25 protein-coding genes are annotated in these 23,298 nt (G+C 42.9%); 18 read left to right on the top strand and 7 right to left on the bottom strand.

What is annotated here, in order from left to right; all coding sequences use genetic code 11:
* The first annotated feature begins 5 nt into the window (after positions 1 to 5).
* From trpB to ACRPI0_RS14635, 6 genes are all read left to right on the top strand, one after another.
* Positions 6 to 1,208 (top strand): tryptophan synthase subunit beta, encoded by a 1,203-nt coding sequence (gene trpB, locus ACRPI0_RS14660; RefSeq protein ID WP_432353482.1) that lies wholly within the window; start codon positions 6 to 8, stop codon positions 1,206 to 1,208.
* Entirely contained in the window at positions 1,205 to 1,993 is a 789-nt protein-coding gene (gene trpA / locus ACRPI0_RS14655) for a tryptophan synthase subunit alpha (RefSeq protein ID WP_432353481.1), read from the top strand. The genes trpB and trpA overlap by 4 nt, the downstream gene beginning before the upstream one ends.
* 108 nt (positions 1,994 to 2,101) lie before the next feature.
* Positions 2,102 to 3,058: a DUF4003 family protein gene (locus ACRPI0_RS14650; RefSeq protein WP_432353480.1), complete on the top strand. Its 957-nt coding sequence runs from the start codon at positions 2,102 to 2,104 to the stop codon at positions 3,056 to 3,058.
* 143 nt (positions 3,059 to 3,201) lie between these two features.
* Complete coding sequence (locus ACRPI0_RS14645; protein WP_432353479.1) at positions 3,202 to 4,122, top strand: S66 peptidase family protein; 921 nt, start codon at positions 3,202 to 3,204, stop codon at positions 4,120 to 4,122.
* Between the two features lie 35 nt (positions 4,123 to 4,157).
* On the top strand, positions 4,158 to 5,102 hold the full coding sequence (locus tag ACRPI0_RS14640) for an NlpC/P60 family protein (RefSeq protein ID WP_432353478.1): 945 nt from the start codon (positions 4,158 to 4,160) through the stop codon (positions 5,100 to 5,102).
* 67 nt (positions 5,103 to 5,169) lie between these two features.
* Positions 5,170 to 5,646 carry an acyl-CoA thioesterase gene (locus ACRPI0_RS14635; protein ID WP_432353477.1) on the top strand — a complete coding sequence of 159 codons (477 nt, stop codon included), beginning with the start codon at positions 5,170 to 5,172 and terminating at the stop codon, positions 5,644 to 5,646.
* A 272-nt stretch (positions 5,647 to 5,918) separates the two neighbouring features.
* Here the strand turns inward: ACRPI0_RS14635 and mscL are convergent, their stop codons facing one another.
* The 3 genes from mscL to ACRPI0_RS14620 are packed head-to-tail and all read right to left on the bottom strand — an operon-like array spanning position 5,919 to position 7,423.
* Positions 5,919 to 6,362 carry a large conductance mechanosensitive channel protein MscL gene (gene mscL / locus ACRPI0_RS14630; protein ID WP_432353476.1) on the bottom strand — a complete coding sequence of 148 codons (444 nt, stop codon included), beginning with the start codon at positions 6,360 to 6,362 and terminating at the stop codon, positions 5,919 to 5,921.
* A gap of 43 nt (positions 6,363 to 6,405) precedes the next feature.
* Entirely contained in the window at positions 6,406 to 6,735 is a 330-nt protein-coding gene (locus ACRPI0_RS14625) for an MGMT family protein (RefSeq protein ID WP_432353475.1), read from the bottom strand.
* Between the two features lie 31 nt (positions 6,736 to 6,766).
* Positions 6,767 to 7,423: a phosphatase PAP2 family protein gene (locus tag ACRPI0_RS14620; RefSeq protein WP_432353474.1), complete on the bottom strand. Its 657-nt coding sequence runs from the start codon at positions 7,421 to 7,423 to the stop codon at positions 6,767 to 6,769.
* Between the two features lie 163 nt (positions 7,424 to 7,586).
* Here ACRPI0_RS14620 and ACRPI0_RS14615 point away from each other — a divergent pair, with 163 nt between their 5' ends.
* The 12 genes from ACRPI0_RS14615 (at position 7,587) to wrbA (ending at position 19,084) form a co-directional block, all read left to right on the top strand.
* A complete protein-coding gene (locus ACRPI0_RS14615; RefSeq protein WP_432353473.1) occupies positions 7,587 to 8,093 on the top strand; it encodes a glycerol-3-phosphate acyltransferase in 507 nt (168 codons plus the stop codon).
* On the top strand, positions 8,090 to 9,697 hold the full coding sequence (locus ACRPI0_RS14610) for an aminotransferase class V-fold PLP-dependent enzyme (RefSeq protein ID WP_432353471.1): 1,608 nt from the start codon (positions 8,090 to 8,092) through the stop codon (positions 9,695 to 9,697). Before ACRPI0_RS14615 ends, ACRPI0_RS14610 begins: the two co-directional genes overlap by 4 nt.
* A 17-nt stretch (positions 9,698 to 9,714) precedes the next feature.
* Positions 9,715 to 10,041, top strand: a complete 327-nt coding sequence (gene ytxJ / locus ACRPI0_RS14605; RefSeq protein WP_432353469.1) for a bacillithiol system redox-active protein YtxJ — start codon at positions 9,715 to 9,717, stop codon at positions 10,039 to 10,041.
* Positions 10,042 to 10,134: 93 nt separating this feature from the next.
* Positions 10,135 to 10,875 carry a 3-oxoacyl-ACP reductase FabG gene (gene fabG, locus ACRPI0_RS14600; RefSeq protein ID WP_432353467.1) on the top strand — a complete coding sequence of 247 codons (741 nt, stop codon included), beginning with the start codon at positions 10,135 to 10,137 and terminating at the stop codon, positions 10,873 to 10,875.
* 150 nt (positions 10,876 to 11,025) lie between these two features.
* The gene (locus ACRPI0_RS14595; RefSeq protein WP_432353466.1) at positions 11,026 to 12,078 is read left to right on the top strand and encodes a fatty acid desaturase; all 1,053 of its coding nucleotides are present in this window, start codon (positions 11,026 to 11,028) and stop codon (positions 12,076 to 12,078) included.
* A gap of 91 nt (positions 12,079 to 12,169) precedes the next feature.
* Positions 12,170 to 13,303 carry a sensor histidine kinase gene (locus tag ACRPI0_RS14590; RefSeq protein ID WP_432353465.1) on the top strand — a complete coding sequence of 378 codons (1,134 nt, stop codon included), beginning with the start codon at positions 12,170 to 12,172 and terminating at the stop codon, positions 13,301 to 13,303.
* A 7-nt stretch (positions 13,304 to 13,310) separates the two neighbouring features.
* Positions 13,311 to 13,928 carry a response regulator gene (locus tag ACRPI0_RS14585; RefSeq protein ID WP_432353464.1) on the top strand — a complete coding sequence of 206 codons (618 nt, stop codon included), beginning with the start codon at positions 13,311 to 13,313 and terminating at the stop codon, positions 13,926 to 13,928.
* A 31-nt stretch (positions 13,929 to 13,959) separates the two neighbouring features.
* Complete coding sequence (locus tag ACRPI0_RS14580; protein ID WP_432353463.1) at positions 13,960 to 15,300, top strand: D-serine ammonia-lyase; 1,341 nt, start codon at positions 13,960 to 13,962, stop codon at positions 15,298 to 15,300.
* A gap of 211 nt (positions 15,301 to 15,511) precedes the next feature.
* The gene (locus ACRPI0_RS14575; protein WP_432355977.1) at positions 15,512 to 16,345 is read left to right on the top strand and encodes a dimethylarginine dimethylaminohydrolase family protein; all 834 of its coding nucleotides are present in this window, start codon (positions 15,512 to 15,514) and stop codon (positions 16,343 to 16,345) included.
* 99 nt (positions 16,346 to 16,444) lie between these two features.
* Positions 16,445 to 16,987, top strand: a complete 543-nt coding sequence (locus tag ACRPI0_RS14570) for a histidine phosphatase family protein (RefSeq protein ID WP_432353462.1) — start codon at positions 16,445 to 16,447, stop codon at positions 16,985 to 16,987.
* Between the two features lie 186 nt (positions 16,988 to 17,173).
* Complete coding sequence (locus ACRPI0_RS14565) at positions 17,174 to 18,373, top strand: DUF3238 domain-containing protein (RefSeq protein ID WP_432353460.1); 1,200 nt, start codon at positions 17,174 to 17,176, stop codon at positions 18,371 to 18,373.
* Between the two features lie 99 nt (positions 18,374 to 18,472).
* Positions 18,473 to 19,084, top strand: coding sequence for an NAD(P)H:quinone oxidoreductase (wrbA, locus tag ACRPI0_RS14560; RefSeq protein WP_432353459.1), 612 nt, complete (start codon positions 18,473 to 18,475; stop codon positions 19,082 to 19,084).
* Between the two features lie 60 nt (positions 19,085 to 19,144).
* Here the strand turns inward: wrbA and ACRPI0_RS14555 are convergent, their stop codons facing one another.
* The 4 genes from ACRPI0_RS14555 to ACRPI0_RS14540 all read right to left on the bottom strand — a co-directional run bounded on the left by ACRPI0_RS14555 (position 19,145) and on the right by ACRPI0_RS14540 (position 23,257).
* The gene (locus ACRPI0_RS14555) at positions 19,145 to 19,564 is read right to left on the bottom strand and encodes a universal stress protein (protein ID WP_432353458.1); all 420 of its coding nucleotides are present in this window, start codon (positions 19,562 to 19,564) and stop codon (positions 19,145 to 19,147) included.
* A 25-nt stretch (positions 19,565 to 19,589) separates the two neighbouring features.
* Positions 19,590 to 21,020 (bottom strand): SulP family inorganic anion transporter, encoded by a 1,431-nt coding sequence (locus ACRPI0_RS14550; RefSeq protein WP_432353457.1) that lies wholly within the window; start codon positions 21,018 to 21,020, stop codon positions 19,590 to 19,592.
* A 132-nt stretch (positions 21,021 to 21,152) separates the two neighbouring features.
* Complete coding sequence (locus ACRPI0_RS14545; RefSeq protein WP_432353456.1) at positions 21,153 to 22,565, bottom strand: sensor histidine kinase; 1,413 nt, start codon at positions 22,563 to 22,565, stop codon at positions 21,153 to 21,155.
* Positions 22,562 to 23,257 (bottom strand): winged helix-turn-helix domain-containing protein, encoded by a 696-nt coding sequence (locus tag ACRPI0_RS14540; RefSeq protein ID WP_432353454.1) that lies wholly within the window; start codon positions 23,255 to 23,257, stop codon positions 22,562 to 22,564. Before ACRPI0_RS14540 ends, ACRPI0_RS14545 begins: the two co-directional genes overlap by 4 nt.
* Positions 23,258 to 23,298 lie beyond the last annotated feature (41 nt).

Here is a 23,298-nt window from a genome sequence, read left to right as displayed (position 1 = left end):
GAGAGATGAGCATGATTCAGACAACAGAGGGTAAAGGAAGGTATGGAAGATTCGGAGGACAGTATGTTCCGGAGACATTGATGGGGGCACTAACGGAACTGGAAGTAGCACATGATGCTGCACTGCAGGATTCCATCTTTATAGAAGAACTTAATGGGTATTTAAAAGACTTTGTAGGGAGAGAAACCCCTCTCTATTTCGCAGAGCGTCTTACGAAAGCTGCAGGCGGTGCGAAAATTTACTTGAAGCGAGAAGATTTGAATCACACAGGCGCGCACAAGATTAACAACGCGCTCGGGCAAGCACTTCTTGCAAAACGAATGGGTAAACGTAAAATTGTCGCAGAGACAGGAGCAGGTCAGCACGGAGTTGCAACGGCTACTGCGTGTGCATTGCTTGAGTTAGACTGTGTCGTTTTCATGGGGAAAGAAGATATCCGACGTCAAGAACTGAATGTCTTCCGCATGGAGTTGCTTGGTACGCGTGTTGTGTCAGTAGACAAAGGTGCTGGAACGTTGAAGGATGCAGTCAATGAAGCGCTACGCTACTGGGTTGCCAACGTTGAGGATACGCATTACATCTTAGGATCTGCACTAGGGCCTCATCCGTTTCCTAAAATCGTCCGAGACTTTCAACAAGTAATTGGTCAAGAAACGAAGCGCCAAATTGTACAAAAAGAAGGGCGCCTTCCTGATGCAATCGTTGCCTGTATCGGTGGAGGAAGTAATGCAATCGGCATGTTTCATCCGTTTGTAGAAAATGAAGACGTCGCATTGTATGGTGTTGAAGCAGCTGGTGGAGGCATATCAACAGGGCAACACGCAGCTGCAATTGCGGATGCAAAAGAGGGCGTATTGCACGGAGCTTATATGTACGTATTGCAAGATGACGACGGGTTCATACAAGAGGCACATTCGATTTCCGCGGGGCTCGATTATCCTGCTGTTGGTCCTGAACATTGTCATCTCCATGATATTGGTCGGGTACACTATGTGTCAGCAACAGACGCAGAAGCGCTTGAAGGGGTTCAATTGCTCGCTCAAAAGGAAGGTATCATTCCTGCGCTTGAGAGTGCACATGCCATTCACTTTGCGTTTGGTCTTGCAAAAGAGATGCAACCTGAAGAGCTACTCGTCGTTTGTCTGTCAGGTAGAGGAGATAAAGATATGCAGACGGTACGTGAAGCGTTAGGAGGTGGGGAGCGATGAGTGAATTTTCTTTGACAGTAGCCATTCGTAAGCGCAATGCAGAGGGTGAATCTGCGTTCGTGCCTTACATGATGGCAGGCGATGGAGGGTTGAATGCGTTGCATGAGCGGATTTCATTCCTGCAAGAAGCAGGAGCAGATGCAATCGAAATTGGTATTCCTTTTTCTGATCCTGTGGCTGATGGTGAAGTAATTCAAGAAGCAGGAAGTCGGGCGCTATCAAAGGGTGTCACTTTACGAAAGGTTATGTGTGAATTACAAACACAGACACAGACACACGCGATTCCTTTAGTAGTGATGACGTATTTAAATCCTATTTTAGCCTATGGCATTCAGGAATTTGTTGAGGCGTGTGTCCTAGCTGGCGTTCGCGGATTGATCGTCCCGGATTTGCCGTACGAAGAGCGTGTTTTAGTTTCAAGTGAACTCGTAGGAAAGGATATTGCACTTGTACCACTCATTTCTTTAACAAGTTCTAAGGAGCGTATTGAAAAAATTGCACAGGCAGCGGAAGGATTCATCTATGCGGTGACTGTGAATGGAATTACAGGTGTAAGAAGTGGTTTCGGTTCTGACTTGGCAGAACACATGGCTCATTTGAAGAATGTGTCGGACGTTCCGGTACTTGCAGGTTTCGGAATTTCAACGCCAGAACAAGTCCGTGATTTCGGGGGAATTGCTGATGGGGTTATTGTGGGGAGTGCAATCGTCACTGCATTTCATGAAGAGAATCGAAGTTTGATTCAAAGCCTTATTAGAGCAGGCCGCGTGCCCATCAATCAATGACGTATTAGTGAAAGTTCTAGTATGATAGTTGTCTAACTAGTTAATTGTGCATAAATTTGAAACTTTTCCCTATAGGAAACGTACAACTTATGAAGGGAGGTGTGCGGGATGGATTGGGAGACAGTTAAACTAGAAATGGAATGGACCCATAAAAAAGTGACATCATTGGCGGGGTGGTCAGTAGACGAAAAAACGGTGCTAACCATCGCCGTGTACTATGTACTTTCTCAAAAAGACTTTAACTCTGAAAGCTTTTTAAGAACGATGGATGCATTGAAAAGTCGTGCAGGCTGGTTATCTCCTGTCCGGGGAGACTTTTTACCAATGCTTGCTTCATTCTTGGAAAATTCGATGATTGCTGTTGAAGATTCTGTTCAACTGCTGTTCACTAAACAGCAAACGATTCGTAAAGCTGGATTTAAGAACACAGTACACTCGTATTTAGCAGCTACGGTAATGACATCCAATCCCGCTACCTTCAAAGCGGAAGCTAAACAAGCGAAACGGTTGTATGATTCAATGAAAAAACAGCACTTCCTACTTACATCCGATGAAGATTACTCCTATGCAATGTTGCTCGGAAAGGCTAACAATGACCCAGTCGAACAAGCGGCACTCATGCGTCGTTATTACGATGCATTAAACAAAGTCGGGTTCAAGTCTGGTTCTGAATTGCAGTGGCTTTCTCAAGTGTTAACGATGGATTGCTGTACGTATGATGGAAAACGGGTTGAGCGGGCAGAGCGGTTAATGTCGCATATTCGTAAGCGCGTGAATTTAAAACCAATGCACTATCCGGTAATAGGATTTATAACAATTCTAAATTGTACAGATGAACAAGTAGAACAGTTGATTAATCTCTCGAACTTCATTGCAAAAGGTGAATTGTTCAAGTGGCACAAAACGCTAGCGTTTTCATTTGCATCTGGATACTTTTTACAACAAGTAATGGAAGACGGTACGGTCAACAACTTTCCTGCTGATATTGATATCCTAATCCAGCAAGCAATTATGGCAGCATCGATTGCAACGATCGCTTCAACAACAACGTCAGTCCTTTCTTGAATCTATGTACATAGTGCGAAACCTAGCATGTCGATTAGCTGGGTTTTTTGTCTTTGTTTACGGCGGAATTTGCTCCTGCACTTCCGACTACGATTTGTGTGATAGACTAAATGAAAGAGAGATAATTGTGAGGAGGAAATCAGTTGAAACTAATACCGAAGCGATTGAAGCGAGGGGACACGATTGGTATCGTTGCTCCAGCGAGCCCACCTAACCAAGAAAGTTTAACTCAATCATTTAAGTTTTTAGAAAGTCTGGGACTAAAATGGAAACTAGGCAAGCATGTGAAAGACGTCAATGGATATCTTGCAGGTACAGATGATGCACGCCTGGTAGATCTTGAAGAAATGTTCGCTGATTCAGAAATAGCAGGTATCATTTGTGCTGGCGGTGGATTTGGATCTGCGCGCTATGCAGACCGACTGGATTATCAACTCATTCAAGAAAATCCAAAAGTATTTTGGGGATTCAGCGATATTACCTATCTGCATACCGCAATTGCTACCTACACAGATCTTGTGACTTTCCATGGACCGATGCTTGCATCGTGTGTAGGAAAAGAGACGTTCCACGAACTATCCGCAAAGATGTTCCAGCAGCTTTTCGAACCAATGGAATTGCATTACTCAGAAGCAATCAGTCCGCTTGAAGCACTGTCGCCTGGTGTTGCCTCTGGAGAAATAATCGGTGGGAATTTGTCCTTACTTGCTAGTGGTATTGGAACGAAGTATGAAGTAAATACAAAAGGGAAACTACTCCTCATTGAGGATGTGGGAGAAGAACCCTATCGCGTTGATAACTTGCTGAATCAGTTACGATTAGCAGGTAAGTTTTCGGACGCAGCAGGTATAATCATTGGGGACTTTGCAAAATCGGAGCCGCAAAAAGAACCTTCATTAACGCTGGACGAGGTTTTCCATCACTATACTGCGAATCTTGGGAAACCCGTGCTCAGTGGCTTTAAAATGGGCCACTGTGAACCGAACTTCGCAATTCCACTTGGTGCGAAAGCACGTTTAGATGCAGATCAGAAGACCTTGACAATTTTACCTGGTGTTGAATAAGGAGTTGTACAAAGCGGAAAGGGGATCGATAAACGATGGAGCAGATAGAGGTAATGTATTCATGTGCAGTACCGGTTGCAACAATTTGGACATCTCCTGAATCTCCACGAGAACTGGACAAATCAGGTATCGAAAATCCAGTCAGCATGAACCGATGGATTGCCACGATGACATTAGAACAACGGTTTGCCTTATGTCAGGAGAAGAGAATCCAAAGTCAACTCTTGTACGGAGAACCTGTGATTGTAGAGTCAATTCAAAATGGATGGGCGCAAGTTATTGCGGTTTGGCAACGTTCTAGGAAAGACAAGCGAGGCTATCCTGGATGGGTTCCGCTTGCGCAACTAAAAGAATCACAACCATTGGAAAACCCTAAGGGTGTTGTCCGTGTCGATGTTCAAAAGTGCCAGCTCTGGTACTCAGAAGATATTCCCGCACCATTCGTTATCCCGTTCAATACAGTCTTACCGGTGATTGAGTTGGATACAACATGGGTTACAGTAGCGACTCCAGACGGCAAAAGGCTGGTTCGACAACAAGATGTATGTGAAGCTTCGTCTGTACATCATTTCGAAAAACACCCCGCAGCAGCTGCAGCAGAACGGGCAGTAGAGTTTCTTGAACTACCATATTTTTGGGGTGGAATGTCCTCTTATGGGTATGATTGCTCGGGATTAACATATAACATGTTTAAAGCATGCGGGTTATTCATCCCAAGAGATGCAAGCGATCAGGCGTTGACGGGGATAGAAATCCCTTTAGATGATCGAAGTGTTTGGCGTAAAGGAGATCTCTTGTTTTTTGCGGATGAACAATCAGGAGCAGTAGACCATGTTGGGTTTTACTACGGTCTAGGGCAGATGATTCACGCAACCTCTACAAAAAAAGGTGCTATAGAATTATGTGTTTTAAAAGCAACCGCTTACGATAAAAGACTCTACGCCGTTAGAAGATATAATGAAGAGGGCGGAGCTCTGTAATGTGCGTGGGATAGGTGTATACTAAAAACGGTAAAATCAGGAGCAACAGTTGGAAAGGAAGATAGAAATGATTGAGTCACGAAAAATGAGCTATTCTAGAACGATTCAGACGAAATTAGTACTACCTCCAGACGCCAATCATATGGAAACAATATTTGGTGGGAAAGTGCTCGCCTATATAGATGAAATTGCTGCAATTACTGCCATGAAACATGCGCAAATGCCAGTCGTAACAGCGTCGATCGACTCAGTAGACTTCTTGTCTTCAGCGGTGGTTGGAGATGTTTTAGAACTAGAAGCAAATATCAGTTCAACGGGTCGGACGTCAATGGAAGTTTTTGTTATGGTACATTCATCAAACTTATTAACTAACGAACGTAAACTCACAACAGAATCATTTTTAACGATGGTGGCAATCGGACCAGACAACCGTCCTACACCAGTGCCAAGCGTAGTTCCGGAAAGTGTAGGCGAAAAACGGTTGTTTGAAACGGCTCCCGCACGACGTCTACACCGTAAACAACGAATTGAAATGACACACTAAAGACAGCGACCGCATACAATAGCGGTCGCTGTTTTATATTCAAAAAAACCACTTCAACAGAGAAGTGGTTAGACAACTTATTTATGATTTTTGTATGATAGCGCTACTCCTGCAGCACTGCCAACTAGAACAAACGCGAACAATGCAAACATAATATAAATGAACCACATGAAGAAGCTCCTCCTTTACCATGTCATGCCATTACTGTACCATGCTGGTTGGTTTCCGGCAATATCATTTCTCCCAGAGGAGTTCAAGAAAGTAGTTTCTAATTACTTCGTGAAATCAGTTGGCGGAAAGTCCTTGTCCAAAGTTTCCGATTCACTTGTTGGTGATTGCTGAGTTTGTAGCAAATCGCGAATCTCTTTCAACAGTTCTTCTTTTGCATCGATTGATGGTGTTTCAGCAGGCTGTTCGACTTCTTTCTTTTTGAACTTAGCGAGTAATCGTATAACCATAAAGATTGAAAACGCGACAATGAGGAAGTCGATGATGGATTGAATGAAGACGCCATATGTAATAATGGTTTTTGTACCAGGAAACTCATAAGCTAAACTTGAAAAATCAATTCCTCCCGAAATTAATCCGATTAAAGGTGTAATGATATTTTCAACAAGCGATGACACAATCTTTCCGAATGCGGCACCGATCACGACCGCAATGGCTAAGTCAAAGATATTTCCTTTGAACGCAAACTCTTTAAAGTCTTTCCACATAATAGATAAACCCTCCTTTATTGAAATAAATTCTTACATTCTCTTATTCCTCGTCACCTTCAAATCCAAGCCATCTGTAAATTGCTAAATCAATAGTTCCGTTTGGAGATAACTGAACGCCTTCAGATTCCAGTAACTGTCGTTGACGATTTCCCTTTTCTTCGGCATCCACTGGAGTTGATATCCCGCCTTTTGCATTAATGATCCGGTGCCAAGGAAGGTTATGGGTGACACTCATTGAATGTAGTACACGCACGACTTGACGTGCCCCACGACGATTTCCTGCTGCGGCTGCTACTTGTCCGTATGTCATTACGTAACCAGGCGGAATCGATTGAATTGCTAGAACCACTTTTTCTGTAAATGGATTCACGAGTATAGCCTCCTTCTTTACATGCACATCTTTAGTGGTTGGATACAGTAGATTCGGAGCGCCTCTCCATGTACAGGGTATAGACACTTATCGAAATTAGTAACCAAAAGCTGCTCGCTGTTATACCTCCCACGACATCACTTGGGTAATGCACACCGAGATAGATCCGGCTTATACATATCATACCAATCATGAATAAGGCTACAAAGACTATCAAGATACGTCCAGCATTCCGGATATTCCTCCACAGAATGAAAGCTAGAATTACATATAGACTGGTAGCCATCATCGTATGTCCGCTCGGAAATGAGTATCCGCTAATTTCGACAAGGCGGTGTAAATCCGGGCGCGCGCGTTGGAAGAATAACTTCAGCACTAGGTTTAGGATCCCTGTACCTCCAATCACAATTACAAACAGGATTGTTAGTGCTTTTTGTCGAAAGTAAAGTAACAGACCTAACGTAATTAGTGAGAATATCAGTACAGTTGTCGTTGAACCGATTGTTGTGAACACTTTCATTACTTCAGTTAACCCGGGAGCCTCTCTTCCTTGAACTACATCTATAATAGCTGAATCGAACCGAACGATACTTCCGCTACTTATAGAAGAAGCAACATAGCCAAAAACCGCGGCAAGAATTAGACAGGAAATGAGGGCAGTTAGTAATCGACCCGATAATTCACGCATTGACTTCAAACCTTTCTCTAGTGAGTACATTTTCTTTAATTTTCACGAAGCACATACAGAAATGCAAGCAATATCACTGAACTTCTAGAAATGGAGTAGTAAAATGACTTTTCTTATACTGGTGATATCTTATATAATAGGTAACTTTCTACCTGCTTTACATATGGGTAACCAGACAGGCACGTCGATTCGAGATGAAGGAAGCGGGAATCCAGGAGCAAGAAATGTTGGACGAGTGTTCGGGAAAAAAGCATTCGCGCTCGTATTAGTAATTGATGCATTCAAAGGGGCACTGGCAGTACTTGTCGTTATTTGGATTAATGGTTCACCTGTTATCCAATTACTCGCATTACTCGCCGTCATGCTTGGACATTGTTATCCGTTTGTTCACCGTTTTAAAGGAGGCAAAGGAGCGGCCACGTTTATTGGAGGCTTACTCGCCTTTAACCCACTACTAATTATTCCGATTGTTCTATGCTTTGCTGTTCTGTACTTAATTGTAAAAAGATTTACAGCAGTTAGTGTGCTCGCAACTGTCTCAATTATTCCGTGCATGGGTTGGCTGCATAACGACATTACAGTTCTTGTAGCGATAGTAATAGTTGGTCTGTTGTTGTGGACTCATCGCGCTGCTTTTCATTTCACTAAAGAAAGGAATCAAGCGATATGACGTATTATTATCGAATGGCCAGGACGATAGAGGACGAAGAATCTATTCATGAGCTCAATTATGAAACGTTCGTTAAGGAAATTCCGCAACATGTACCGAACCCGGAAAACCGATTGGTAGACCAATTCCATCACGAAAATATGTATGTACTCTGCATGAAAGATACGCAAATTATAGGGATGCTTGCGGTTCGTGCTACACGGCCTTTCTCTTTGGACAAAAAAATAGGCCCTGTAGAGTCAAAACTCACAATTCCACCACGCAATCCTGTAGAGATCAGGTTACTTTCGATAGATGTGCGTTATCGGACAGGACGACCATTTCTTGGCATGCTCCAGGCGCTCGTGAATTGGTGTTTAAAAGCAGGGTATGATGCGGCTGTCATCTCAGGAACAGTCCGAGAACTGAAACTTTATGGACAGCTTGGATTTGTACCTTTTGCAGAAGTGACTGGAACAGAGGATGCTAGTTTTGTCCCTATGGTGCTAACTCAGAATACGTATGATAACGGGATTGCTGGACGAATCGCAAAACCAATGGTGAACTTATTGCCCGGGCCTGTCAGAATTTCAGATGACGTTCACAAGGAGTTTTGTGCAGAAACAATCTCTCACAGGTCCGAAGCCCATCAGCGGCTATTACGTTTAGGTCAAGAACAGCTCAAAGAGTTGACGAATGCACGTTATGTACAAATTGCACAAGGGACAGGGACACTTGCAAATGATATGATAGCTGCCCAACTCTCCCGCTTATCAGGTCGAGGGCTGATTCTAATCAATGGTGAATTTGGCAGTCGTCTATGTGATCATGCGTCACGAGTAGGTATGAGTTTTGATAAGCTAGAAAAGGAATGGGGAGAACCGTTTCGAATTGAGGAAGTGGAGGCGCAAATAGATTCCTTACCCTATGAATGGATATGGTTTGTTCACTGTGAAACCTCTACGGGAATCTTGAATGAGCTGGAAACAATACGCGATTTGTGCAGTGAGCGAACGGTGAAAATCGCAGTAGATTGTATAAGTTCACTAGGAACAGTTCCGGTTAACTTAGCGAATGTCGACTATGCTGCCTCTAGTAGTGGCAAAGGTTTAGGTAGTTTTTCTGGATTGGCGCTCGTGTTTCATAAACACGATATTCAACCAGATCAGACCTTGCCGCGCTATTTAGATCTTGGTATGTATACTAAAGCGGATGGAGTACCGTACACACAATCTTCTAATCTTCTTCGAGCACTTGTGAAAGCAGTTAGTCATATTATCAGTCAGCAAGAGAACCATTATGGTGCTATTCAACAACGCTTTGTTAGAATAAGAGAAGCAATTGAAAAGATCGGATATCAAATTCTTGCTCAAGATGTCCATGCAAGCCCTGGCATCCTAACCCTTGTCTTAAAAGAGGGTGAGTCTGCACTTCAGTTAGGAGACGACTTGTTTTTGAATGGATATCGGACGCATTATGAAAGTACGTATTTGAAAGAGCGAAATTGGTTACAAGTAGCTACCATGAATGAGATGACTGACGATGAAATCAAACGATTTTTACTTGTCCTTGAAAGGTTGACATCGTTTAATAGGAGTCTATCAGGGAACCATAGGAATATATAAAGAAGGAGGGGTTACCGGTGCAAGAACTTAACACGTTGAAAGATTGGCAACAAGCGGTTGAGCAATCGAAGAACACCCCAGTGCTAGTTATGAAGCACAGCACGACGTGTCCGATTAGTGCAGCAGGATATAAAGAATTCCAAACGTTCCAGACGGATCTTCCTAAATACTGTGTTATTGTCCAGACGAGTAAGGAAGTATCACAAAAAATCGCAGAGGATACAAGGGTAAAACATGAATCTCCACAAGCGCTACTGTTGAAAAATGAAGAGTGCGTCTGGCATGCATCTCACTATGATATCCAACAATCTGCTCTGAAGAAAGCAACAGAACCAAATGCATAAATCGAACAGGCACTCGCAAATAGCGGTGCCTGTTTTGTGTATCTATGGTACGATGTGAGTAATTAGATAGTCAAAAGGAAGAGGGCGTTGTGTTTGCGTATATCTGGAAAAACAGTTGTAATCACGGGTGGAGCAAAAGGAATAGGAGCAACGGCTGCAAGGGCCTTTTGTGAGCAAGGTGCTCAAGTGGCCATCATCGATTTCGATGAAAAAGCAGGGGAAGCACTTGCTCAGCAACTTCATGCTGAAGGCAATGATGCTGCTTTTTTTAAGGCAGATGTATCAGACGAACAAGACGTGGACTCAGCAGCTCAAGCCATTGCAGAACAGTTCGGCACAGTGGATATACTCGTGAACAACGCAGGGATTACGATGGATGCTATGACATTGAAGATGGACGTAAGTACTTTCAAACGTGTACTAGATGTGAACGTCACTGGTGTATTCAATTGTACAAAAGCGTTCTTGCCTGGAATGGTTGAAGCGGGTGCTGGCCGTATTATTAGTACATCATCCATCGCAGGAACGGGTGGGAATGTTGGGCAAGCGAATTATGCAGCTTCTAAAGCAGCAATCATTGGGATGACGAAAACTTGGGCAAAAGAGTTCGGACCAAAGGGAATTACAGTAAACGCAGTCGCTCCTGGATTCATCGAGACAGAGATGATTGAATCTATTCCAGAGAAAGTTATAGCCCAAATTCGTCAACTTACACCTTTTCCACGTTTCGGTAGACCTGAAGACATTGCAAATGCTTATTTGTTTTTAGCGTCTGACCAAGCATCATTTATTAATGGAACAGTTTTGGAAGTTGACGGTGGGATGCTTAAATAACGCGTCTATCATTGTGAATTAATTCACACAATATGACATTTATCATATGCAATGTCATGACATTCATGCCTATTAGAGCGAACCGTTTTCTTGTACGATAAACGTACTAAGTAACGGCCGAGTAATCGGACCGCTTATCAGGAGGCTGTCATGAGTAAAGAAAAAACAAAACAGCTACACAAAAATGTTGCTCCATTTGCAAAATCAGATTTAAAGAAAAGCATAATTCAACTTGTTAATACCGTACCACCGCTACTCATTCTATGGTTCGCAGCGTATCAAGCGTTGTCTGTATCCATATGGCTAACGATAGCGATTTGTGTGGTAGCATCAGGATTCGTCGTTCGGACATTCATCATTTTCCATGATTGCACACATGGCTCTTTCTTTAAAAACAAAAAAGCAAATGACATAGTAGGAACGATTACTGGAGTTCTCACATTGTTCGCCTATGAAAAATGGAAACGTGAACACGCGATCCACCATGCAACGAGCTCCAATCTCGACAAGCGCGGCGTAGGTGATATCTGGGTCATGACAATTCAAGAATATCAAGAAGCGTCTAAATGGGAACGTTTTGCATACCGTGTTTATCGTAATCCATTAGTAATGTTTGGATTTGGTCCATTGTATCTTGTTCTGATTACTAGCAGATTCAATAGAAAAGATGCACGTAAAAAAGAGCGTATGAACACGTATCTCATAAATGCATGTCTTGTTGTTCTTTATACAGGTATGATTTTACTTGTTGGTTGGCAGGCATTTGTTCTGATCCAAGGAACGATGATGTTTACAGCGGGTGCACTTGGCATCTGGTTGTTCTACATCCAACACACATTTGAAGATTCGTATTTTGAAGAAGAAACAGAGTGGGATTATGTAAAAGCAGCTGTTGAAGGTAGTTCTTATTACAAATTACCAAAAGTTCTTCAGTGGGCAACCGGTAATATTGGTTTCCACCATGTCCATCACTTGGCACCAAGAGTTCCAAATTATAACTTGGAAATGGCTCATGAGTTGACGCCAGCACTACATCAGGCGACGACAATCGAGATGAAAAAGAGTTTGGAATCACTGCGATACAAGTTGTATGATCCAGAGAACAAAGCGTTTGTTACATTCCGTGGAATTCAAAAGGCAGCTAAATTAAAAAATGTTTCCATTGATTTGAAACCGAAAAAGACGTCATTTGACTCAGAATAATTATGATTAACGGCCATCTCAATGAGAGATGGCTTTTTTACTTTTGAACCGGTACACTATAGAGAAATGGAATGGAATGGGAGGAATGTGGATGAGCAGTTGGTATAATTTGTTTCCTCGATATCCGTGGCTGAGTGCGTACGTATGGGTGATTTTCTGCGTTCTGCCCTTCTTCTTTATCTTCCGAACGTCAGAACCGATTAATATTGCAATTGGTATTGTGATGGTGTTCTTGTATTTGCTTTGCTATCGCTATTCTTTCAAATCCCAAAGCGGACTCGTTTATATGTGGCTTGCGTTTGAAATGGTCATTAGTATCGGCCTAACCTTATTATTTGGTTATGTGTACCTTGCTTTATTTACAGCATTTTTCATTGGAAACATTCGAAGACCTGTTGGTTTTTTCATAATGTATGGCATTCATATTGCACTCACTATCGGAGCGATTGTAACCGGGTTCTTTATTGAAATTGATTTGTTTTTACCGCAAGTTCACTTCTTGATTCTTACTTTAATAGGAGTAGTCCTTCTTCCATTCAATTTGTATAATCGGAACAAACAAGAGAAATTGGAAGGTCAGTTAGTGTATGCACAAGAACGAATTTCCGAACTTACAGTAGTAGCGGAACGGCAGAGGATTGCCCGTGATCTCCATGACACGCTTGGTCAAAAGCTATCGCTCATCGGGCTTAAAAGTGATTTAGTAGGAAAGCTAATTACGAGAGATCCTGAACGCGCTGCAAGAGAGCTTCAAGACATTCGACAGACCGCTAGTGTCGCACTTAACGAAGTCCGGGAACTAGTCTCCAATATGCGTGCAGTTAGACTTACAGAAGAATTGACGAGAGTACAGCAAGTATTGCGTGCTGCAGAAATTGAACTTGTCATTAATGGAAAGGCCACCTATTCCGGAATTACTCCAATTGTAGAAAATGTATTAAGCATGTGCTTGAAAGAGTCAGTTACAAATATCGTCAAACATAGTTTTGCTTCTACATGCACGATTACATTTCATCCAGTGGAAGAGAAATATGCTATTACAGTAGCAGACGACGGAATCGGATTAATGGAAGGGGCGGATGCCCTCCCAGGAAATGGTTTAAACGGCATGCGCGAGCGACTCGACTTTGTTAACGGAAAACTTCAGATTGAACAAGTCGTGGGTGGCGGAACTGCATTGACATTTGAAATACCGTCTATTTTAAAACATCTCGTAAAGGAGTGAGTGGAACTTGATACGCATTGTGTTAGCTGAAGACCAAGGAATGTTACTAGGGGCGCTCGGTTCTTTACTGGGCTTGGAAGAGGATATGGAAGTAGTCGGTTCAGCGAAAAATGGAGATGAAGCTGTAAATCTAGTGCGAGAATTGCAACCTGATATCTGCATCATGGACATTGAAATGCCTGTATTAACAGGTCTGGAGGCTGCTGAAATGCTACGTGCAGAGTCTTCTAAAATCGTAATTCTAACGACATTCGCACGTTCAGGTTATTTTGAAAGAGCTTTAAAGGCAGGAGTCCGAGGCTACTTATTGAAAGACAGTCCGATAGAAGATCTAGTTAGTTCAATCCGTACGATTATAGCAGGCAGGCGCATCTACGCACCAGAACTTGTAGACATGGCATATGGGGATGCTCGGGAAACGGAAAATCCATTAACTGAGCGTGAGGCAGAAGTACTTGAATTGATCGCCGAAGGCAAAACGACTAAACAAATTGCAAACACCTTACACTTAACGCCAGGAACAATTCGTAACTATATCTCAATCATCCTCGATAAGATGTCTGCAGGTAACCGAATTGAAGCTGTGAAACTGTTTAAAGAAAAAGGTTGGTCCAATAGAGACTAAGTAAAAGTATGTAGAATGGAGGGGGATTGGAATGAGTCACGAAAAGAAGTGGGTGGTAGAACATCCGATTGTAGGGAAAATGGTAAAAGAGGAAGAAGTGCTCTGGATAAATCCTCATTTGAAAAGTGCGGAAATAGGTCTAGCTGAATCTTCACTCACGGCTGAGTGTGTGAAGGATGCATCCGACCGACTCATACGATTCGCCCCCTTTTTTGAAGTAGTGTTTCCGGAAACTAAGGCAAGTAAAGGTCTTATCGAATCCCCACTAACCGAAATTTCTCGTATGCAACAAGAACTCGTCAATAGAACGGGTATCGAATTCCCGGGTAAGTTGCTCCTAAAGCAAGATAATGCATTGCCTGTATCTGGATCCATTAAAGCTCGTGGTGGATTCCATGAAGTGCTGAAGCATGCAGAAACATTGGCGCAAAAGAATCAGTTAATAGATGACAAACGGGATTATCGTCAGTTTACAGAGACTCCCTTTAAAAGTCTCTTTGCTGTACACAAAATTGCCGTAGGATCAACAGGAAATCTAGGTTTGAGTATTGGGATATTGAGTGCCGCTCTAGGATTTGCAGTAACAGTTCATATGTCTGCCGATGCAAAGGTGTGGAAGAAAGACTTGCTCCGCAGTAAGGGGGTTACTGTCATCGAGTATGAAGATGATTACAGTAAAGCTGTTGAAGAGGGACGACGAGAAGCAGATCAAGACCCTTCGTGTCATTTTGTAGACGATGAAAACTCTAAAGACCTATTCCTTGGATATGCAGTAGCAGGGGAACGGATTGCAGCGCAGTTTATCGAACAGGATATTCTTATAAACGAAGAACATCCCCTGTTTGTCTATTTGCCATGTGGAGTAGGAGGCGGGCCAGGTGGTGTAGCCTACGGTCTTAAATTACAGTTTGGTGATGCAGTGCACTGTTATTTTGCAGAACCTGTGAGTGCACCTTGCATGATGTTAGGCCTGATTACAGATCTGCACGATAAAATTAGCGTGCGGGAAATTGGTCTAGATAACAAAACTGCAGCTGACGGACTTGCTGTAGGTCGCCCATCAGGTTTTGTTGGAAAAGTGATGAAGCCGATGCTAGAAGGGTGTTATACGGTCAAAGATCGCACGTTATTTGGCCTGTTGAAACTTCTTGCGGACACGGAATCGATTTACGCAGAGCCATCTGCGCTCGCTGGGATGATGGGTCCTATCCATACGATTTCTTCCCATGTTCACAATGCGAAATCCCCTAATGCACGACATTTGGTCTGGTCTACAGGAGGTGGAATGGTTCCGGATTACGTAATGAATGCGTATATAAAAGAGGCGGAAAATGTCGAACTATTTCCCGGGAAATCGACAGGGAACGAGTAAAACTAAGTACTTTTAGTACTCAATCATCGTAGTAATTATGATTTGCCATTCCATCTATTCAATGGATGTTGCCAAAAGGCTTCGTTTGAAAAATGAATGTTGTGGGAATATATTATAGAAGATACCTAACAAATTCAACTGGAGGATGAACATTATGAACTCCCCTAATACTGAAGCAAAGGACAACCAAAAAGACCGGAATGATTCAGCAATGCCAGCAGTGAAATGTGCAACAGAATATGACACATTACGTCGTGTGGTCTTGTGTGAGCCAAAGTATATGGCGATTAAAGATATTATAAATGATGTACAAAAAAGATATAAAGATGAAAACATCGATCGTACAAAAGCGATGCAACAACATGAGGAATTTGAAAAGAAACTTAAGGAACACCAAGTCGAAGTAATCAAATTGCCTTCTTCAGAACGCTATCCTGAACAAGTATTTACACGAGATATTGGATTTACACTAGGAGATCAGCTATTCGTTGGAGAGATGGCGAGTGAGATTCGTAATGGTGAGGAAGCGGAGCTTGAAAACTGGTTAATCCAAGAGGATATCCCGTTTTGCGTTTCAGAAAGTCGTGTAGAAGGCGGTGACGTTATTGTCGACCGTAATCGCGTTTTTGTTGGAATTAGCAGCCGGACAAGCGAAGAATCGGTTCGTCATCTTGAGCAGAGTTTGTCCAATCACGAAGTCATCCGCGTTCCTTTCAATGAAAAGTATCTGCATCTCGACTGTGTATTCAATGTACTGTCACCAGAAATCGGTTTATATTTCCCAGAAGCATTTGATAACGAAACGCGTGAAAAATTAGAGTCGTTGTACACGCTTATTGAAGTGAACAAAGAGGAACAATTTTCGATGGGCACAAATGTGCTATCAATTGGTAAGAATCGGTTGTTCAGCTTACCACAAAATTCTCAAGTGAATGAAGCGATGCGTCAAAATGGATTTACCGTCATTGAAGTGGATTTCTCAGAAATCATTAAATCTGGTGGTTCGTTCCGTTGTTGTACAATGCCTGTAGTTCGAAATAATTAAAGGAAGGGGCCGCATCTTGCTAAAAGAAGCGGTCCTTTTTAAATCAATATATCAATGAAATAACCTACGGAACGGATTGTAGGATAAGGAGGCTATTCCATGGAAAAAGTCATTTATCTTGTTAATCACGGGGAATCGGAAGGGTTTGCAGCCCAGGATTCATTAACAGCCGAAGGGATTTTACATGCATATCAACTAGCACAGTTCTTGGAACGCTACCCCATTGAACATATCATTTCAAGTCCGTTAATGCGTGCGCGGCAAACGGCAATTGAAATTGCAGATAAACTTGGAATTCATGCAGAAGAAGATAGTAGGCTGGCGGAGCGGCAGCTAAACTCCCAAGTTTTTGACGACTGGTTGTTGAAAGTGGAAGATACGTTTTTAGATTTGAATCGATCCTATGAAGATGGAGAAACATCAAATGATGCTATGCAAAGAGCGTGTGATCTCATTTATGAACTTCCTGACAACAGTCACACAGTCCTTGTTACGCATAGCTTGTTACTCATACTGATTATGCGTTGTTTCAATGAACGAATTGGCTTCGAAGAGTGGCAAGCTATAAAGCATCCAGATGTCTATGAAATGCGTGTCACCGAAGCTGGAACGATAGTAACTCATTTGTGCGAGCATGAATGAGTGATATGTCCTTGTGATTAGGGAAATTAATCATAACCAGTGGGGAAACGCTCATAATCCTAAAAAACTGCCAGTCCGCGGAGCACATCTCCGCGGGCTGGCAGTTTTTTATCTCACTATACTATAGTTTTAAAAATTGACAATAAGGGCAAAATACTAATATTACGTGAAAAGGAGGCCATATGCATGTCACAAAGGTTTGAGATCAAATCTGTCACCCACGAAGTTGGTCGAATTGCTTTTGAGTGGGATGATGCAGGAGGGACGTATCACGTATATAAAGACGGCGACCATATCTATGAAGGCACATCACCAGATTTTCAGGACACGGATCTGGATCCAAATAAGCTTTACAAATACACAATAGAGCGCCATGTAGATGAAGAAGTAAAAGATGTTATCGTTATGCAAACTTCTGCTCTGTCTATGGAGAAAAATATAGGGAATCCACTTCAAACCTTAGTATTCACTACTATCGTTGCAGAAACACAAATAGCGCTCTCATGGGAGCACTTAAAAGATACAGAGATGTATACGATCTATCGGAATGGGAAAGAGTTGGCACAAGTGGAGTCAAACCGATATATCGACAGAGACTTCTCAAGGGATGAAACGCTAACATATGCAATTCATTGTGAGCGGTCTATTGCTCAATCAGAGGAAACATTTAATAATGCCAGATCATTCATCGCTAAAGCAATCGGGTTACTCTATTCAAAAACGACTGAGAAAAAAGCATCTGTAGAAGGCTTTACAATGATGAAATCTATTGACGTTCCTTCAGCGCTTCTAGTGCCTGTTTTTGATTACCAAAAACCATCAGTTGTGGATGTATGGGAATTCCGTTATAAAACTTTCATAGAAGACAATATGATTGAAAATCCGAATGTGATTTCTCCTAATCGATATTTTCTAGGAGATAATCGGACATTCGACCTTGAATCGGATGCCTATCGTTCCTATGTTGACATTGAACTTAGTTATAAGAATCCAGATGACGCTTTGACGTTTACAAAAAAGATCGGAGAGAGTGTGGCATATGGATTAGATAAAAAAATACGAGAACGAAAAACAGCATCTGATGAGGGAATCATTATGAAACGACAGGACCTTAGTAAAGGGGAAACGGGCTTCCATCTAGAACATGCCGTGGGAAATCCTCTTACAACTGCTCCAGCCATTAACTATGAAGTTCAAGCCATTTTTCGAAAGGATGGCACCTTCGATCTCTCTGGATTTCATGACCAATCACCTGATCATGAAATCTACCTACGCTCTGGTAAAGGAAGGGAATGGATTCCGGTGCATCAAAGTCGCAGTGAAGGGCTTGCACACTTGTCTGGTGTAACGGCCTACCAGTACTGGCGTTTTATCAACGTGCACTAAGGTATAAATAAATGCTAGAAATGAGCAATCGCTTTGCCAGCAATGAAGGTTAGTTATATATTTACCCCGAATTCAAGATAAAAGAGAAGAGGGACAACCATGACAAAGACAGCAATCGTTTATTACAGTTCAACAGGTACGAACCATCAACTAGCAGAATGGGCAGCAGCGGCTGCTGAAGATGCAGGATCGGAAGTTAAATTACTGAAAGTGAAAGAAACGGCACCAGCAGCTGCTATTGAATCGAATGCAGCGTGGAAAAAGCATTATGATGCAACTCAAGACATTCCGGAAGTGACGCCACAAGACTTGGAATGGGCAGATGCAATTATCTTCAGTGTCCCTACACGTTTCGGTAATATACCTGGACAAGTACAGAGCTTCATCGATACAGTTGGCGGCTCATGGGCACAAGGAAAACTTGCGAACAAAGCAGTTAGTGCCATGTCATCCGCTCAAAACGAACATGGTGGGCAAGAAGCTACGATTTTGTCACTCTATACAACGATGTATCATTGGGGAGCGATTGTTGCGGCACCTGGTTATACAGATCCTGTTTTGTTTGCAGCAGGTGGGAATCCATATGGAACAAGTGTCGCTGTGGATGAAAACGGCGAAATGAAAACGGACCGTCAAGCCATTCAAGCAGCTGTTGACTATCAAGCTAAACGTACTGTAAAGGTTGCTAAAGCACTTCAGCACATGGAGTGACTCTGTTATCGAACAATAAGTAAAACCGTCAAACCCTTTTGCTTGGGTTTGACGGTTTTGTTATTTTACGAGTAGAACCGGGCAAGAGACGCGCTTCATCACTTTGTGGCTGACACTACCAAGTATCATTTCTTGGAACGAGTTCAGTCCTCGACTTCCAATAACAACGAGGTCAAATACGCCGGCATGTGCGAAGTCAATCAATTCATGAGAAGGTTCTCCGTGCAGTACATGTACGTCATACGGTACACTATACTCTTGTAAGACAAGCTCAGCAGACTTCAATTGTCTTTTTCGGGATAGTTCCAGTGAATCTTTACCTTGCGCGTGAAGTACCGATTCTTTGGCCTTATCAAAATCAGCGACGAACGTGATGGTAATCTTACAGTCGTCTGAACAATTCGCGATTCGAGCTGCTTCTCTAGCTGCACGAATCGAGTTTTCAGATCCATCAGCAGCGAGTAAGATTTTTTGATACATCGTACCACCTCGTTTATCAATAAAGTCAGTTCATAAGCTCATTGAGCAAATGCCTGCTGGATTCCCCTAACCCGATAATCGTGACTGTCAATCCACGACTTCGATAAGCTTCTGTCACTTTGGTGACGGCAACTGCTGCCGAATCATCCCAAACTTGTGAATCCGTGAAGTCGAGAATGATCTGCCCTTCGGTTTCATCCATAAGAAATGAATCATTAAATTTCTCTACTGATGCAAAGAATAGCTGACCTCTTACGGCATAACGTACAGTATCATTTTCAACAATACGATCTACGTGGATTTTGGAGATTTTAGCCACGAATAGAACGGCACTTAACACGACTCCAGCAATAACTCCTTTGGATAAATCGTTCGTTGCAACAACGATGATGACTGTTGTGAGCATGACTAGCGCATCCGCTTTAGGAGCTTTTCGGAGATACGTGAACGATCCCCAGTCGAACGTGCCGACAGAAACCATGATCATGATTCCAACAAGCACAGGCATTGGAATCTGAACGACGAAGTCACCAAGCACGATAATGAGGAACATAAGAAATGCGCCTGCAACAAATGTGGACAACCGTGTCCTACCACCCGATTTTACGTTAATGACGGATTGGCCGATCATAGCACAACCAGCCATACCGCCAAAGAATCCAGCGATGACGTTGGCAATCCCTTGTCCACGGGACTCCTTATTCTTTTCACTATCGGTTGCCGTCATATCATCTACAATCGTTGCAGTAAGCAAGGTTTCAAGCAATCCGACAATGGCCAAAGCAACGGAATACGGCCAGACGATCAGCAATGTTTCTAACGTGAACGGAACGTTTGGAATTAGGAAGTTTGGTAACGATTTTGTAATCGCACCAAGGTCTCCGACAGTGTTCAGATTGGCTCCTGAGTAAATTGCGACGATACTGAGGGCGACAATTGCGATAAGCGGTGCTGGAATCGCTGTAAAAAACCGTGGCAAGATGTAAACAATGAGCAATGTCACAGCAACAAAAACATACGTCATTGTAGAAATGCCTAAAAAATGAGGAATCTGAGCCATGAAAATTAGAATTGCTAAGGCATTTACAAAGCCAATCATGACTGCATTCGGTATGAATTTCATGAGTTTCGCGACTTTGAAAATACCGAAGACTACTTGGATAATCCCTGTTAGAATCGTCGCAGCTAGTAAGTAATCCAATCCGTAATCACGAATTAGCGGTGTCATGAGTAAAGCCATGGATCCTGTTGCTGCTGAAATCATTCCTGGTCGTCCGCCAGTAAATGATATGACGACAGCGATTATGAACGAGGCGTATAAGCCGACCATCGGGTCAACGCCTGCGATAATCGAAAAAGCAATGGCTTCAGGAATTAGCGCGAGGGCTACGACAATGCCCGCGAGCACATCAGCTCGGACATTCGAGAACCAATGTTGTTTCAAATATGATGCCATTTTTGTAGACTCCCTTATAAAAAATTGCAGCTGCGTTTCGGTGTACTGCATTTCTTTAGTGTATCATGGGGAGTCTTGGCAAGAAACGGATGTTGTAGAACTTTTTTAAAAAGTACAAGTGTTAATGCAGAGTCAAAAAGATTCTCTAGGAAGGCGGATTGTAAATAATGCACCGTATCCCTTACTGCTTTTAACCTCGATCGTCCCTCCGTGCAATAGGACAAGTTGACGCACAATGGATAAGCCTAGTCCGAACTCTCCATAAGGATTTGAGGTTCTTGAGTCGACAGCTTTATAAAAACGGCTCCAGATCTTTTCTACTTCTTCTGCATCCATTCCGATTCCTGTGTCTTGAATCTCTAGAATCACGTTGTGACTATCTGTTTTCGCCAGTAAGGAAATTTTTCCTTCTTCAGTGAACTGAATGCTGTTTTTTGTAATGTTCAACAGGATTTGTGTTAGCCGATCGTAATCAGCATGAAGGGTCAGTGTTTCAGGCGCATGCACATCAATGGTTGTACCACGCTGTTCAGCAGCAGGCTCCAATTGCTCACGGATAACTTCGAACAATTCCAGTATTCTAATTGGTTGTTTAGTTAATGTGATTTGGTTGGATCTGATTTTTTCGTAATCCAAATTTTCATTGACGAGGCGTAAGAGCCGTTTAGTTTCTCCACTAGCAAGTTGTAACGCCTTATCTTTTTCATTTTCAGAGATTAAGTCACTCCGCAATCCTTCAATCGTGCCACGAATGGTCGTCAGTGGTGTCCGGAGTTCGTGGGAGACATCTGCCATGAACTGGCGGCGGCGATTTTCCAGATTTTCAATTTCCTCGTGAGATGTATACAGATCATTGACCATCGCATTGAAGTCAGTCGCTAGTGCATCGATTTCATCCCGACTACTTTCAGGAATTCGTATCGTATAGTCGCCAGCAGAAACCGCCGCTGTTGCCAAGCGCAATCGCTTAATGCGTCGACCGTGATAAATCGAAAGCAGACCGCTTAAAATGACAGCGACTGCAAATGCAGTGAGAGCCGCGTAGACTAAATAACGGTTCATCTGCGTAATGATTTCACGAGGTCCTTCAATAGGAGAGGTGAGTAGGACACCTCCTATAAACTGTGGACCTTGGAAATATGGCAGCAAGACAAACGTGACTGCGTGATCGAACCGACTCTGTTCTTGGCGTACAGAAACGGCTTTCCCACGTTGAAGCTGCGCCCATTCCGACTCGTTCAGTTCGATCAACGGTGTTTTGAGCCCAGTCGAGTAGATGATTTTAGAGTTTTCATCGAACAAACTGTACTGGATGTCTCGGCTGTTCAACACTTGGCCGAATGATTGTAACGTCTGTTCAGAAGGCTTCGGACTGCGATCGATGTCAGTCAGAAGTGCTTGCCCGTATTCCGCAAGTTCGTCCGTCTTCGTGTCGTAGACGTATTGCTCAAAGAAATGCGAAAAAAGCAATCCAACTAGAAGAACCGCTGCGGCAATGACGCTCACGTGACTGACTAACTGCTGAGTGAAGTAATTTACTTTCATGAAGATTCCTCAACGGATTCATCAAATTTGTAGCCGACTCCCCAGACCGTGTGGAGTACTGTTGCGCCGATTCTAGAGATTTTTGTTCGGAGTCTTTTAATATGCACATCTACTGTCCGGTCATCTCCATAAAAATCGAATCCCCATACACGTTCCAACAGCTGATCTCGCGAGAAAACTTGCTTTGGATGGCGGATGAAAAAGACCAGCAAGTCATATTCCTTAGGAGTTAAGTTTTCAATAGCCACTCCGTCTGCGAACACTTCACGGGCGTTTTCATCTACACGGAAATGGGCTGTCTCAAGCATTGAATTCGTCTCGGAATCTTGTGTCACACGTCTACGAGTCACTGCTTTTATGCGTGCCATTAGTGCAAGGGGGCTGAATGGTTTCGTTACATAATCATCAGCACCCATCTCTAAACCAAGTACCTGATCGGACTCACCGTCTTTTGCAGTGAGCATAATAATGGGAACATCGTCTCCTGACTTTCGAAGTGATCTGCATATTGTCACACCATCCATCGAAGGGAGCATCCAGTCGATAATCAAGCAATCCCATGCTTCTTGTTTAGCACGAACCAGACCTTGTTTTCCGTCCATGACGAACTCACCGTCAATGCCTTCTTTTTCAAAAAACAATCCAATCATCTGTGACACACTTTCATTATCTTCAATGACAAGAATCTTCAACGAAATTCGCCTCCTTTACGTTAAAACTATCGGGTAATGCC

It is taken from the genome of Sporosarcina sp. A2 (assembly GCF_050858885.1).
Lineage (GTDB): Bacteria > Bacillota > Bacilli > Bacillales_A > Planococcaceae > Sporosarcina.
Note: the sequence above shows the minus strand (reverse complement) of the source record. Positions and strands in the feature narration are given on the sequence as shown.

What these genes read in the sequence shown, in the direction of transcription:
- ACRPI0_RS14640 (WP_432353478.1), top strand. Translation starts at nt 4,158, where the DNA reads ATGGAGCAGATAGAGGTAATGTATTCATGTGCAGTACCGGTTGCAACA.
- trpB (WP_432353482.1), top strand. Translation starts at nt 6, where the DNA reads ATGAGCATGATTCAGACAACAGAGGGTAAAGGAAGGTATGGAAGATTC.
- ACRPI0_RS14580 (WP_432353463.1), top strand. Translation starts at nt 13,960, where the DNA reads ATGAGTCACGAAAAGAAGTGGGTGGTAGAACATCCGATTGTAGGGAAA.
- trpA (WP_432353481.1), top strand. Translation starts at nt 1,205, where the DNA reads ATGAGTGAATTTTCTTTGACAGTAGCCATTCGTAAGCGCAATGCAGAG.
- ACRPI0_RS14635 (WP_432353477.1), top strand. Translation starts at nt 5,170, where the DNA reads ATGATTGAGTCACGAAAAATGAGCTATTCTAGAACGATTCAGACGAAA.
- ACRPI0_RS14615 (WP_432353473.1), top strand. Translation starts at nt 7,587, where the DNA reads ATGGGTAACCAGACAGGCACGTCGATTCGAGATGAAGGAAGCGGGAAT.
- ACRPI0_RS14565 (WP_432353460.1), top strand. Translation starts at nt 17,174, where the DNA reads ATGTCACAAAGGTTTGAGATCAAATCTGTCACCCACGAAGTTGGTCGA.
- ACRPI0_RS14550 (WP_432353457.1), bottom strand. Translation starts at nt 21,020, where the DNA reads ATGGCATCATATTTGAAACAACATTGGTTCTCGAATGTCCGAGCTGAT.
- ACRPI0_RS14575 (WP_432355977.1), top strand. Translation starts at nt 15,512, where the DNA reads ATGCCAGCAGTGAAATGTGCAACAGAATATGACACATTACGTCGTGTG.
- ACRPI0_RS14555 (WP_432353458.1), bottom strand. Translation starts at nt 19,564, where the DNA reads ATGTATCAAAAAATCTTACTCGCTGCTGATGGATCTGAAAACTCGATT.
- ACRPI0_RS14590 (WP_432353465.1), top strand. Translation starts at nt 12,170, where the DNA reads ATGAGCAGTTGGTATAATTTGTTTCCTCGATATCCGTGGCTGAGTGCG.
- ACRPI0_RS14545 (WP_432353456.1), bottom strand. Translation starts at nt 22,565, where the DNA reads ATGAAAGTAAATTACTTCACTCAGCAGTTAGTCAGTCACGTGAGCGTC.
- ACRPI0_RS14595 (WP_432353466.1), top strand. Translation starts at nt 11,026, where the DNA reads ATGAGTAAAGAAAAAACAAAACAGCTACACAAAAATGTTGCTCCATTT.
- wrbA (WP_432353459.1), top strand. Translation starts at nt 18,473, where the DNA reads ATGACAAAGACAGCAATCGTTTATTACAGTTCAACAGGTACGAACCAT.
- ACRPI0_RS14650 (WP_432353480.1), top strand. Translation starts at nt 2,102, where the DNA reads ATGGATTGGGAGACAGTTAAACTAGAAATGGAATGGACCCATAAAAAA.
- ACRPI0_RS14570 (WP_432353462.1), top strand. Translation starts at nt 16,445, where the DNA reads ATGGAAAAAGTCATTTATCTTGTTAATCACGGGGAATCGGAAGGGTTT.
- ACRPI0_RS14610 (WP_432353471.1), top strand. Translation starts at nt 8,090, where the DNA reads ATGACGTATTATTATCGAATGGCCAGGACGATAGAGGACGAAGAATCT.
- mscL (WP_432353476.1), bottom strand. Translation starts at nt 6,362, where the DNA reads ATGTGGAAAGACTTTAAAGAGTTTGCGTTCAAAGGAAATATCTTTGAC.
- ACRPI0_RS14620 (WP_432353474.1), bottom strand. Translation starts at nt 7,423, where the DNA reads ATGCGTGAATTATCGGGTCGATTACTAACTGCCCTCATTTCCTGTCTA.